Below are 12,087 nucleotides of genomic sequence, written 5' to 3' on the forward strand. Positions count from 1 at the left end.
CCGGAGCAGCGTCGGTGTTTGACATTGGTGTTGGCGAACTGACGCTGATCGCGATCGTTGCCTTGGTGGTGCTCGGTCCCGAGCGCCTTCCCAAGGCTGCCCGCTTCGCCGGGCTGTGGGTGCGCCGCGCGCGCGCGCAGTGGGATTCGGTCAAGCAGGAGCTGGAACGCGAGCTGGAAGCCGAAGAGCTCAAGCGCAGCCTGCAGGACGTGCAGGCCTCGCTGCGCGAAGCCGAAGACCAGCTGCGCAACACGCAGCAGCAGGCCGAGCAGGGCGCCCGCGCGTTGCATGACGATGTTAGCCGCGATATCGACATCCGCAGCAGCGCCACGCCGGCTGCCACGCCGCTGGAGCTGGCGCATGCGGATCTGGCGGCAGGGGCGGGTGGCGAGTTGGCCACCGACGCAGCAGATGCTTCCGATCAGGCGGCTGCCGCACCCGTCATTGCGCAGGCGCAGCCGATCGCCCCTGCGCCGCACCAGACGCTGGTACCGGCCCCGCACGACACGTTGGTGCCGGCACCGCATGCCGCACAGACCACCAGCGCACGGACGCCGGTAGGCGCGGTGCCGGGCGAGTCGCGCACCGCGCCGGCGCCGGCTGCACCGAGCCCCCTCCAGGAGAAGCGGCCGTGAGCCTGTTCGACGACGCGCAGGCCGAAAGCAGTCTGATCGAGCATCTGGTGGAATTGCGCGCGCGCCTGGTGCGCGCGCTGATTGGCCTGGGCGTGGTGCTGCTGATCCTGCTGCCGTTCTCGCGGGCGATCTATTCCTGGCTGGCCGCGCCGTTGATCTCGCAGCTGCCGCTGGGGCAGACCATGATCGCGATGAATCCGGCCGGCGCGTTCTTCGCTCCGTTGAAGCTGACCTTCTTCGTGGCGGTGTTCATCAGCGTGCCGTGGCTGCTGTTCCAGGCCTGGGCCTTCGTGGCGCCGGGGTTGTACCAGCGCGAAAAGAAGCTCGCGTTCCCGCTGCTGGCCTCGGCGGTGGCGCTGTTCTACATCGGCTGTGCGTTCGCCTATTTCCTGGTGTTGCCGGCGGTGTTCCACTTCCTGACCACGTTCAAGCCGGACGTGATCGCCATCACCCCGGACGCCAATTCCTACCTGGATTTCGTGCTGGCGATCTTCTTCGCCTTCGGCGCGAGTTTCGAGCTTCCGGTGGCCTTGGTCATCCTGGTGCTGCTGGGCTGGGTCAGCCCCAAGCAGCTCAGCGAGGGCCGCGGTTACGCCATCGTCGGCATCTTCGTGCTGGCCGCCGTGCTCACCCCGCCCGACGTGGTCTCGCAGCTGATGCTGGCCATCCCGATGTGCCTGCTGTATGAGCTGGGCATCATTGCCTCGCGTGCGGTAGGGCCGAAGGCGGCGTAACGCTCGCTGCGCCGACGCGCGTCATGTGCGCGATCAAGGCTCGTCCCCGGAAACCGATGCCGCATGCGCGAACCCGGGCACAACGGGCTTCATCGGTAAAGCTTCATCGCGCCCGGGGGCGCTCCTACGGATCGGTGGGAAGCGGGCCGCAATGGGTCAGCTGACCTCAGGCTGCAAACACATCCGGCCGTGCGGGCTTGATCGGCTGGGCGGCGGCGCCTGCGTGGGTGAACATCTGCTTCCACGCGGCGTAGACCGAACCGGCGAACACCGGCATCAGCACGGCCATCAGCAGCAGCTGGGCCAGCCACATCGCCACGGTCTGGCCGGCTACCAGGCCGACGATCAGCGCCACGATCATCACCGCGAAATAGATCGCGAAGATGGCGATGAAGGCAAGTACGAAGAAGACCAGCATCGCCGGCAGGTTGTGCAGGCTGGCGCGCAGGCTCTCGCGCAGCGCGTGGCCGCCGGTGCTGCGGTCGAACATCACCTGCGGCGGCATCACGAACAGCGCCAGCGTCATCGCCGCGAAGGTGGCGATGGTCAGCAGCAGCCATAGCAGGATGCGCCCGGCCGGCAGACTGGCGGCGAGCTGCTCGATCTGCACCGGGTCCGGCTGCGCGCCGGACTGGCTGATCTGGTTGATCTTGATCATCACCTCCGACAGTTGCTGCAGCCCGCTGGAGCCGATCATCACCAGCAGCAGCACGCCCAGCAGCAGGCCGGCGATCAGCTGCGGCAGCAGCGACACCAGCAGGTGCGGCGCGCGGCCGTCCTGCAGGCCGTGCAGCAGATGCGACGGCCTGGCGATGCGGCCTTCGTCCACTTCGCGGATCGCCCACAGCAGCCCGCCCATGAACAACGGGCCGGCCAGCACCAGCAGGAACTGCAGGGCCGGGCCCAGCAGCGGCACCAGCACCGACAGCGACACCACCAGCGAGGCGGCCACGCTCCAGATCACCCCCAGCGAGCCAAGCGCCAGCGGCGCCCGCTTCAACAGCGAGAAACCGGTCAACAGCCACTCTGCGCCGGCAGATGCCGGCACCTTACGAATTTCGCTCATTCCCATTCCGGATCGATACGCGCGCCGGACCATCCGGCGTGACGCGATTATCGCTGCTTTTACGTGTGCGCGGCGGGACGAGCGTTCACTGTTTGCAGGCCGCGCGCATGGTGCACGAACCGGCGCAGCAGCTTGCGGGCCACCGGCGCGGCGGTGACCTCGCGGGCCACGGTGCGGGCGCAGTGGCCATGGCGGGCGATGCACTCGGCGCGCGCCTGCACGTAGCCGCGCATGTGGTGGGTAGCGAACTCCGGGTGGAATTGCACGCCCCAGGTGGCCCGGCCCCAGCGAAAGGCGTGACACCGGTCCTGGCGCGAATGGGCCAGCACGACGGCGCCGTCCGGGGCGCGCACCACCGTCTGCAGATGGGTGGCGTGGGCCGGGAACTGCGCCGGCAGCCCGGCGAACAATGGGTCCTGCCCGGCCGGCGGGTGCAATTCCAGCGCGATGGTGCCCGACTCGCGCCCGGCCGGGTTGTAGTCGACCTCGCCACCCAGCGCATGCGCCAGCAGCTGATGCCCGTAGCAGATGCCCAGCAGCGGCATACCCTGGTGGGCGGCGGTGCGCAGCCATTCGGCGCTGCGTTCGCTCCAGTCGGCGCGGTCGGTGACGAAGGCGGCCGAGCCGCTGACGATGATGCCGGCAAAGGCGGCCGGGTCGGGTAGCGCATCGCCGTTGGCGACGTCGATGGCCACCGTTTCGTGCTCGGCCAGCCCGGCGGCCACGCGGATCCAGTGTGGAAAACGGCCGTAGCGCTTCATCTCCGGCACGGGTTGCCCGGTTTCGATGATCAGGAACGGCAAAACGGACATGCGCGAACACCCGGACACGACAGATGCCCCCGATTGTAGGCGGCAGCGGCGCGGTTTTTTCAAGTGGCGTACCGCTGTGGGCGCTGCGGGTCATTGCCGAATGACATGTCCTGATTCCCTCCAAGCGGGGTCGATGCAATGGGCCACGGCGGTGGCATGCCCTGGATATCGGCAGCTGCCTGCCCGACTGGACGGTGGTGCGACAGGGTTTTCACGGCGGGGCGTGCTTCTGTCTGCTTGAACGAAACAGGGCGCAGGAAATGGCACGGCCCGATAGTCGCGTGGCTGCGCTCGTTGCGTTGCGTGTCGGTGTGCTTGGGGCGGCTTGAGCGAGCCGGCGATTGCCGTGGCGGCGGGAGTGCCGGCCCAAGCACGGGCAAACCGGCGCCGGCAACTGTGGTGGCTGCGGCACCGCCCGAGGCGGCGGGACTCAGCTTGCAAGCGGCCCGCCGAGCCGGCCCGGCTATTCCCGCGGCGGCAGCACCGACAGCACTTCTTCGATAGTGGTCAGCCCGGCGACGACCTTCTCCAGGCCGGTGCGGCGCAGCGTGCGCAGGCCTTCGCCGCGGGCGGCGTGGCTGAAGCTGGCCAGTTCGGTGTCCGGGCGGATCAGGGTACGCAGGCGCGGGGTGACCGGCAGCAGCTCGTACAGGCCCACCCGGCCCAGATAGCCGGTGCGGCGGCATTCCAGGCAGCCGACCGGCGCATGCACGTTGAGCGGCTCCGGCAGCGCTTCGCCGGGCTCGCGGAGGGCGGCCCACTCATCGTCGCTAAGCGTATGCGGGCGCTTGCAGTGCACGCACAGCGTACGCACCAGCCGCTGCGCCAGCACGCCATTGAGCGTGGACGCCACCAGGTAATGCGGCACGCCCAGGTCGAGCAAACGGGTGATCGCCGACGCCGCATCGTTGGTATGCAGCGTGGACAGCACCAGATGCCCGGTAAGCGAGGCCTGCACCGCCATCTGTGCGGTTTCCAGGTCGCGGATTTCGCCGATCATGATGATGTCCGGGTCCTGGCGCAGCAGCGTGCGCACGCCGCTGGCAAAATCCAGGTCGATGTTCTGCTGCACCTGCATCTGGTTGAATTCCGGCGCGATCATTTCGATCGGGTCTTCCACGCTGCACACGTTCACATCGGGCGTTGCCAGGCGCTTGAGGGTGGAATACAGCGTGGTGGTCTTGCCCGAGCCGGTGGGGCCGGTAACCAGCACGATGCCGTGCGGGCGCTCGACCAGCGCGCTCCAGCCGGCGGCCTCTTCCGGGCTGAAGCCGAGCTGCTCGATGCTCTTGAACGCCGAATCCGGGTCGAAAATACGCATCACGCACTTTTCGCCGAACGCGGTGGGCATCGTGGACAGGCGCATTTCCACCTCGCGCCCGCCCGGCGAGCGGGTCTTGATGCGGCCGTCCTGCGGGCGGCGGCGCTCGGCCAGGTCCATGCGGCCCAGCACCTTGATGCGGCTGACCACCGCGGTCATCACCGACGGCGGCACTTCCAGTACCTTGTGCAGCACCCCGTCGATACGGAAACGCATGCGCCCGGCCTCGCGGCGCGGCTCCAGATGGATGTCGCTGGCCCGCTGTTCGTAGGCGTACTGCAGCAGCCAGTCGACGATATGCACGATGTGGTGGTCGTCGGCATTGACGTCGCCGGCGCGGCCCAGTTCCACCAGCTGTTCGAAGCTGGGCAGGCCCGCGTTTGATTCGGTGCTGCGCGCATCGCCACGCGCGCCGCGCACCGATTGGGTCACGCCGAAGAACTCCATCGTGTAGCGATGCAGGTCCAGCGGGTTGATCAGCGCCAGCTCGATGCGGCGGCGGCTCAGATGCTGCACGTCGGCAAGCCACTCCAGCGCCAACGGCTCGCTAGTGGCGATCAGCACGCGCTCGGCATCCAGCGCCAGCGGCAGGATGCGGTGCCTGCGCGCATACGCATGCGAGACCACGCCGGTGACCGCGGCCACATCGATGCGGGTGGGATCGATGCGCAGATAGCGCAGCCCCGTGCGGGTGGCCAGCCATTCGGTGAGCCGCTCCAGGCCCAGCTCGCCGGCCGGCGCCTGCGCGGCATGCAGCTTGAGGTTGGCCAGCAGCACCAGCGGATGCACGTCGCTGACGTTGCGCGCGCCGGCCGCGGAGAACTGCACGCGCTCGTGTTCGTGCGGTACCACCATGCCATCGGCGAGCAACGCGGCGGCCACCGGGTCGAACATCAACCGGCCGCGCGGCAGGAGCGCCGCTGCGCTGTCTGGATCGGCCGTACGCCGCTGTTCCATGTTCGATGTTCCCCTGCGGCGGTGCTCCGCGGCAAAGCGCTGCGGGTCGGCCGGTATACTAGCGCACCCCTTCCGCACGGCCTTTGCTGCATGTCCGATTCCCGGCGCGTTCCAATCACTTTCCAGGGCCTGATCCAGACCCTCAACCAGTACTGGGCCGAGCAAGGCTGCGTGCTGATCCAGCCGTTGGACCTGGAAGTGGGCGCAGGCACGTTCCATCCGGCCACCTTCCTGCGCGCGCTGGGGCCGGAGCCGTGGAATGCGGCCTACGTGCAGCCCTCGCGCCGCCCCACCGACGGCCGCTACGGCGACAACCCCAACCGCCTGCAGCGCTACTACCAGTACCAGGTGGCGATGAAGCCCAACCCGGACAACATCCAGGACCTGTACCTGGGCTCGTTGCAGGCACTGGGCATCGACCCGCTGGTGCACGACCTGCGCTTTGTCGAAGACAACTGGGAATCGCCGACGCTCGGCGCCTGGGGCCTGGGCTGGGAAGTCTGGCTCAACGGCATGGAAGTGACCCAGTTCACCTACTTCCAGCAGGCCGGCGGGCTGGAGTGCAAGCCGGTGCTGGGCGAGATCACCTACGGGCTGGAACGGCTGTGCATGTACCTGCAGAGCTGCGACAACGTCTACGACCTGGTGTGGACCTACGGCCCGGACGGCGCCGCAGTGACGTACGGCGATGTGTACCACCAGAACGAGGTGGAGCAGAGCACCTACAACTTCGAGCACGCCAACGTGGCCGAGCTGTTCCACCGCTTCGACGCGTGCGAGGCCGAAGCCAGGCATTTGGTGGAGGTGGGGCTGCCGCTGCCGGCGTATGAGCAGGTCACCAAGGCCAGCCATGCCTTCAACCTGCTGGATGCACGCCGTGCGATCAGCGTGACCGAACGCCAGCGCTACATCCTGCGCGTACGCGCGTTGGCGCAGGGCGTGGCGCAGGCGTATTACGCACAACGCGAGAAGCTCGGCTTTCCCGGAGTAAAGAAGTAACCAACGCCCCTCTTCCCCGGGAGAGGGGTTGGGGGTGAGGGGACGAGGCGCAGCCCCATGTACCCAAACTCCATAGAGCTTCGCCCGTACCCTCATCCGCCCCTTCGGGGCACCTTCTCCCGGTGGGAGAAGTGACCAGCAGACCCCTCTCCCCCCCGGGAGAGGGGTGAGGGGACGGGGCGCAGCCCTCCTGCACCCAACCTCCACAGAGCTTCGCCCGTACCCTCATCCGCCCCTTCCGGGCACCTTCTTCCGACCGGAGAAGGGAACACGTAAAGGTCCACGTCTTATGAGCGAACAACTTCCCCTGCTGATCGAACTGGGCACCGAAGAGCTGCCGGTCAAGGCGCTGCCGGGTCTGGCGCAGGCGTTTTTCGATGGCGTGCTGCACGGCCTGGAAAAACGCGGCGTCGCGGTCACCCGCGGCGATGCCAAGCCGCTGTCCACCCCGCGCCGTCTGGCGGTGCTGTTGCCGGGCGTGGCCACCGAGCAGCCCGAGCAGCGCTCCGAAGTGCTGGGCCCGTATCTCAACATCGCGCTGGATGCCGAGGGCCAGCCGACCAAGGCGCTGACCGGTTTCGCCGCCAAGGCCGGGATCGACTGGACCGCACTGGAGCGCACCAGCGACGCCAAGGGCGAGCGCTTCGTGCACCGTGCGGTGACGCCGGGCGCGCGCACCGCCGACCTGCTGCCCGACATCCTGCGCGAGGCGATCGCCGCGATGCCGATCCCCAAGCCGATGCGCTGGGGCGCGCACGAATACGCCTTTGCGCGGCCGGTGCAATGGCTGGTGCTGCTGTTCGGCGGCAGCGTGGTTCCGGCCGAGCTGCTGGGCGTGCGTGGCGATCGCCTCAGCCGCGGGCACCGTTTCATGCATCAGGGCGAGGTATCGCTGGCGGCACCGGGCGACTACGTCGAGGCGTTGCGCGCGGCGCATGTGCTGGTGGATGCGGACGCACGCCGTGCGCGCATCGTCGACGAGGTCGAAGCCGCCGCCAGGCAGGCCGGCGGCAGTGCGCGCATCAGCGACGACAACCTGGAGCAGGTGGTCAACCTGGTCGAGTGGCCGTCGGCGGTGCTGTGCAGTTTCGAGCGCGACTTCCTGGCAGTGCCGCAGGAAGCGCTGATTGAAACCATGGAGATCAACCAGAAATTCTTCCCGGTGCTGGACGACGGCGGCAAGTTGACCGAGCAGTTCATCGGCATCGCCAATATCGTCTCCAAGGACGTGGCCGAAGTCGCCAAGGGCTACGAGCGGGTGATCCGTCCGCGGTTTGCCGATGCCAAGTTCTTCTTCGACGAAGACCTCAAGCAGGGGCTGCAGGCAATGGGCGAAGGCCTGTCCAGCGTCACGTATCAGGCCAAGCTGGGCAGCGTGGCCGACAAGGTCGCGCGCGTGGCGGCGCTGGCCGAGGCGATCGCACCGCAGGTCGGTGCCGATCCGGCGCAGGCGCGTCGCGCTGCGCAGCTGGCCAAGAACGACCTGCAATCGCGCATGGTCAACGAATTCCCGGAGCTGCAGGGCATTGCCGGGCGTCATTACGCCAAGGCCGCCGGTGAACCGAGCGAGATTTCGCTGGCCATCGACGAGGCCTACCAGCCGCGTTTTGCCGGCGACGACAGCGCACTGTCGCCGCTGGGCAAGGTGCTGGCGATTGCCGAACGGCTGGATACCTTGGCCGGTGGCTTTGCGGCCGGCTTGAAGCCGACCGGCAACAAGGACCCGTTCGCGCTGCGGCGCAATGCCCTGGGGTTGGCGCGGACGGTGATTGAGAGTGGGTTTGATCTGGATTTGAAGGCGACGCTGGTGACTGCGGTCAAGTTGCTGCCGTGGGATCGCCTCGTGAGAAAAGCGGCGCTGAAAGACGAAGAAACGATTTCTGCTATCGACTCCGCGCAATACGCACAGCTCGCTTCTGAAATCTTCGACTTCATCCTCGACCGCCTACGCGGCTACTACGCAGACAAGGGCGTTCCTGCCACGCACTTCAATGCGGTCGCCGCATTGTTCTCGGTCGCGCCCGAGGGCGCTCCTACAGGGCTCGTAGGAGCGCACCTGGGCGCGACCCACGGCTCCCTCTACGACTTCGACCGCCGCATCGATGCCATCGGCATCTTCGCCACGCTGCCCGAAGCCGAAGCCTTGGCCGCAGCCAACAAGCGCATCCGCAATATCCTGCGCAAGGTGGAAGGCGAGATCCCCGGCGACATCGACACCAGCCTGCTGCGCGAACCGGCCGAAGAAGCGCTGGCCGAAGCGGTGGAAGCGGCCATCGGCGATACCGGCGATGCGCTGCACCGCCACGACTACGTCGCCGTGCTCGCGCGCCTGGCCCGCCTGCGCCCGCAGGTGGATGCGTTCTTCGACGGCGTGATGGTCAACGCCGACGACGCGCAATTGCGCGCCAATCGGCTCGCACTGCTGAAGAAACTTGGGGACCGCCTGGGCAGCGTCGCCGCCATCGAGCATCTGTCCAGCTGATGTCCAGTTCGGCGGGTGCACTGCACTGGCAGACCGCCCAGGCCGCGTTGGCACGGCGCGACCTGGGTGTGGCAGCGTCTGCATTGCAGGCGCTGCTGGACGCGGCGACCAAACTCACGCCGTAACCCAAATATTTTGCGGTGGTTGACTACAGCTCCGGGTTGCCGGACCGGCGGCTGTACGTATTGATGCCGCTGTGTATGCAGTCGCGATCGGCACGTCGGGTTCTTCGACCGAGCGCAAGCGATGAGCCCATTGTCCACGCGGTCATCAATCGCTCATCGGATCCAAGTTTGCGTGGAAAGATCGAATACGCGGTCCGCCATCGCAATGGTTTCCTTGCGATGAGCGATGATGATCCTGGTAATCTCCAAATCCATAACTGCGTCGTTGACAACCTTTTCGTTGTCGCTATCCAGATGGCTGGTCGCCTCATCGAGCACCAGGATCTTAGGCTGCCTATATAGCGCTCTCGCCAGTAGGACCCTTTGCTTTTGTCCACCGGACAAAGTCGAGCCCATATCGCCGACCAGGGTCTCGTAGCCCATTGGCATCTTCAATATGTCATCGTGGATGCCGGCAGCACGCGCTGCTGCTTCGATCTCGGACAGCTCCGCCGCGCTGTCGAAGAACGCCAAGTTGTCAGCGATCGTCCCAGAGAATAAGCAATCATCCTGCATCACTGCCGCCATTCCCTCAGCGGGGTTTGCGCTGCGGCACACAGGGCCGGGCTGATCAGTTACCGTCACTTCTCCTTCCTGCGGCGCAATCAGGCCAAGGACGATTTTGGCAAGCGTGGTCTTGCCACATCCGCTTGGGCCGACCAAAGCAACAGACTGGCCAGGTGCTATGGTGAAGCTCAAGTTCCTGAAAATCCACGGTTCCCATTCGGAGTAGCGATATCCCAGCCCCTTCACCTGCACCTCCGGTGCGGACCGGAGGGCGCCTTCCAGGCGTCCGCGTGCAGGCTCTTCGTCAGCAGTGGTGATATCGGCAAGACGATTGAGGTGTAGTCCAAGCATCTTCAACTCGACCGCGTTATCGATAAGGGAGCCCACACGGGTAGAAAACTGGTCCGCATAAGACAGTGCGGCAACCATCATGCCGGCGGTCATCGCGTTGCTTGAGATCAGGTAGGCGCCTGCTGAAAGCAAGAAAACTCGCTGCAGCCCGAAGATGCCCTGGCTGGCGGCTCCAAAGCCCAGCTTGATCCGCTCGGCGGTAACTCCACGCTTTGCAGCCTCCAGCGTAGCATTTGCCAAGCGGGCGCGGCGTTCGAGCTGGCGATTGGCCAGCTTGATTGCCTGGATGCCCCGTACCGACTCCATCAACTCCGATTGCTGTCGTGCATCGAACACCATGCTCTGTTCACTTGCACGCCAGAGCGCCCTGAACATGAGGAAGCGACCCAAGGCATAGAGGGTGGCCACGGCCACCGCCACGGTCGCCATACCCTTGCTGTAGATAACCAGCAATACCAAAGCTAGGCTGCCTGTCAGGCCATCTAGCAGTGCGGTGACGAAGCTACCCGTCAAGATCGCCTGGATCCAGTGAATGGATCCGAATCGGGACATGATGTCTCCCAGGTGGCGCTTCTCGAAGAAGTCCAGTGGCAGGCGCATGAGATGGCTGAAGATATTAGTGACCCACTGCGTGCTGATATTGGCCCCCAGCCAGCTAATCAACCAAGCCCTCGCTAAATTCAGACCCGCCTGAATGATGATCACCAGCGAAAAGATCGCTGCAACGGTGAGTATGACCTTGCCGTTAGATTCTGAGATCTGGTCGACTGCCCACTGGGCCTGGAGCGGTATAGATAGACCTAGCGCCTCGATCGCCAATGCGAGGGCGAAGATCTGGATCAGCACCCTCTTCAATCCGCTGATCCGCCCGGTCAATGCAGACAGCGGCACGGTAGGTGACTTGCTTGCCCGCCTGAAAGACGTGCTGGGCTCTAATTCCAGCAGCACCCCGGTGAAGTATTTGCTGGCCTCACCCATAGGCATCAGGCGCCGCCCTTGGGCCGGGTCCATGATTACCAGCTTGCCGCCCTTGGTGCCAGCCAGTACCACGAAGTGATTCATATTCCAATGCAAAATAACGGGCGCCTGCACTTCCCTCAGATAATCCAGCTCTGCGCGCAACGCTCTGCAGTCGAAGCCCATGTCATCTGCAACCTCGATGACCTGGTTAAGCGACATACCCTTCAGCGTGGAACTGTAGCGACGCCTGAGGGCAGGAAGCCCGCAGTCATTACCGTGGAACTGGGCCAGCATTGCTAGGCACGCCAGCGCGCACTCTGCCGCCTCCGATTGCATGATCGGGTCGACACGTTTTTTTTGCGACCACAAAAGAGTCGGGCTGCCATCAGCCATTGTCACGGGGTACCCTTTTCATATGAGCCTAGGGATTGCAGAGCGAACGGACCTAGCATCCAATTAATCAGGCTTCTGGTCTCCACATCGACCTTGGCCGTTAAGGTCATTCCAGGTTTTGCTGCAAACCGCCGAAGGAAGGACGATGACGATGCATTGTCAATGGCGACTATCACACGATAGCCCGAGCTGGGTTGGGCGCTGCCGAGGATCCTACCGATCTCCAACGCTGAAACAGCGTTCGTCGATATAAAGATAATCTTACCGCGCTGTCTGCCGTATCTAGCGGCAGGAAATGCATCGTAGCTAATCTCCACAGGCTTGCCGACCTGTAACAGACCGACCGCCGAGCTGGGCGCCCATAGTTCGGCCACGAGCTTCGAATTCCTGGGAAGGATCACCATGAGTTGTGATGCTTCATCCACCGCCATGCCAGGATGTGCGAGGACACTTGCGACAATGCCGTCTATCGAAGCACGAATTACCTGACTCCGGCGTTGTTCGTTCTCTGCTTTCTCGTTTTCCGCATCCGCAATCTGTACGTTTAGCGCGACAATACGCTCACCGGTGATGTGGGGAAGCTGAACCAGCTCAGCCTCCGATTGGTTTAAGGGAACCTCTAAAAACCCCAGCATCCTGTCATCATTGACGTAATGCGATGCTAGCGGAGGGTGCTACAGATGATCAGTTTGTTCGCCGGTGAAGA

10 protein-coding genes are annotated in these 12,087 nt (G+C 65.1%); 5 read left to right on the forward strand and 5 right to left on the reverse strand.

Features of this window, described 5'->3' with window-relative positions; genetic code table 11:
* The first annotated feature begins 14 nt into the window (after window positions 1–14).
* Entirely contained in the window at window positions 15–635 is a 621-nt protein-coding gene (gene tatB / locus XCSCFBP4642_RS0101815) for a Sec-independent protein translocase protein TatB (protein ID WP_029218281.1), read from the forward strand.
* Window positions 632–1,369: a twin-arginine translocase subunit TatC gene (gene tatC / locus XCSCFBP4642_RS0101820; protein ID WP_029218282.1), complete on the forward strand. Its 738-nt coding sequence runs from the start codon at window positions 632–634 to the stop codon at window positions 1,367–1,369. The genes tatB and tatC overlap by 4 nt, the downstream gene beginning before the upstream one ends.
* 166 nt (window positions 1,370–1,535) lie before the next feature.
* Here the strand turns inward: tatC and XCSCFBP4642_RS0101825 are convergent, their stop codons facing one another.
* The 3 genes from XCSCFBP4642_RS0101825 to XCSCFBP4642_RS0101835 form a co-directional block, all read right to left on the reverse strand.
* Window positions 1,536–2,435 (reverse strand): BPSS1780 family membrane protein, encoded by a 900-nt coding sequence (locus XCSCFBP4642_RS0101825; RefSeq protein ID WP_029218283.1) that lies wholly within the window; start codon window positions 2,433–2,435, stop codon window positions 1,536–1,538.
* 59 nt (window positions 2,436–2,494) lie between these two features.
* On the reverse strand, window positions 2,495–3,247 hold the full coding sequence (locus tag XCSCFBP4642_RS0101830) for a glutamine amidotransferase (RefSeq protein WP_029218284.1): 753 nt from the start codon (window positions 3,245–3,247) through the stop codon (window positions 2,495–2,497).
* A 463-nt stretch (window positions 3,248–3,710) separates the two neighbouring features.
* Window positions 3,711–5,525: a GspE/PulE family protein gene (locus XCSCFBP4642_RS0101835; RefSeq protein WP_029218285.1), complete on the reverse strand. Its 1,815-nt coding sequence runs from the start codon at window positions 5,523–5,525 to the stop codon at window positions 3,711–3,713.
* A gap of 90 nt (window positions 5,526–5,615) precedes the next feature.
* Between XCSCFBP4642_RS0101835 and glyQ the strand changes: the two genes are divergently transcribed.
* The 3 genes from glyQ to XCSCFBP4642_RS30345 all read left to right on the forward strand — a co-directional run bounded on the left by glyQ (window position 5,616) and on the right by XCSCFBP4642_RS30345 (window position 9,131).
* A complete protein-coding gene (gene glyQ / locus XCSCFBP4642_RS0101840; protein ID WP_029218286.1) occupies window positions 5,616–6,524 on the forward strand; it encodes a glycine--tRNA ligase subunit alpha in 909 nt (302 codons plus the stop codon).
* A gap of 289 nt (window positions 6,525–6,813) precedes the next feature.
* On the forward strand, window positions 6,814–9,006 hold the full coding sequence (gene glyS / locus XCSCFBP4642_RS0101845; RefSeq protein ID WP_029218287.1) for a glycine--tRNA ligase subunit beta: 2,193 nt from the start codon (window positions 6,814–6,816) through the stop codon (window positions 9,004–9,006).
* The gene (locus XCSCFBP4642_RS30345) at window positions 9,006–9,131 is read left to right on the forward strand and encodes a hypothetical protein (RefSeq protein ID WP_266104141.1); all 126 of its coding nucleotides are present in this window, start codon (window positions 9,006–9,008) and stop codon (window positions 9,129–9,131) included. The genes glyS and XCSCFBP4642_RS30345 overlap by 1 nt, the downstream gene beginning before the upstream one ends.
* 153 nt (window positions 9,132–9,284) lie before the next feature.
* Here XCSCFBP4642_RS30345 and XCSCFBP4642_RS0101855 read toward each other — a convergent pair whose 3' ends face one another.
* On the reverse strand, window positions 9,285–11,381 hold the full coding sequence (locus XCSCFBP4642_RS0101855; protein ID WP_029218288.1) for a peptidase domain-containing ABC transporter: 2,097 nt from the start codon (window positions 11,379–11,381) through the stop codon (window positions 9,285–9,287).
* 2 nt (window positions 11,382–11,383) lie between these two features.
* Complete coding sequence (locus tag XCSCFBP4642_RS0101860) at window positions 11,384–12,016, reverse strand: HlyD family secretion protein (protein WP_029218289.1); 633 nt, start codon at window positions 12,014–12,016, stop codon at window positions 11,384–11,386.
* Between the last annotated feature and the right edge of the window lie 71 nt (window positions 12,017–12,087).

Origin of the sequence: Xanthomonas cassavae CFBP 4642 (assembly GCF_000454545.1) — a bacterium.
Lineage (GTDB): Bacteria > Pseudomonadota > Gammaproteobacteria > Xanthomonadales > Xanthomonadaceae > Xanthomonas > Xanthomonas cassavae.

Excerpts from the sequence above, each read along its gene's own strand:
- XCSCFBP4642_RS0101825 (WP_029218283.1), bottom strand. The coding sequence starts at position 2,435 with ATGAGCGAAATTCGTAAGGTGCCGGCATCTGCCGGCGCAGAGTGGCTG.
- XCSCFBP4642_RS0101830 (WP_029218284.1), bottom strand. The coding sequence starts at position 3,247 with ATGTCCGTTTTGCCGTTCCTGATCATCGAAACCGGGCAACCCGTGCCG.
- XCSCFBP4642_RS0101835 (WP_029218285.1), bottom strand. The coding sequence starts at position 5,525 with ATGGAACAGCGGCGTACGGCCGATCCAGACAGCGCAGCGGCGCTCCTG.
- glyQ (WP_029218286.1), top strand. The coding sequence starts at position 5,616 with ATGTCCGATTCCCGGCGCGTTCCAATCACTTTCCAGGGCCTGATCCAG.
- glyS (WP_029218287.1), top strand. The coding sequence starts at position 6,814 with ATGAGCGAACAACTTCCCCTGCTGATCGAACTGGGCACCGAAGAGCTG.
- XCSCFBP4642_RS30345 (WP_266104141.1), top strand. The coding sequence starts at position 9,006 with ATGTCCAGTTCGGCGGGTGCACTGCACTGGCAGACCGCCCAGGCCGCG.
- XCSCFBP4642_RS0101855 (WP_029218288.1), bottom strand. The coding sequence starts at position 11,381 with ATGGCTGATGGCAGCCCGACTCTTTTGTGGTCGCAAAAAAAACGTGTC.
- XCSCFBP4642_RS0101860 (WP_029218289.1), bottom strand. The coding sequence starts at position 12,016 with ATGCTGGGGTTTTTAGAGGTTCCCTTAAACCAATCGGAGGCTGAGCTG.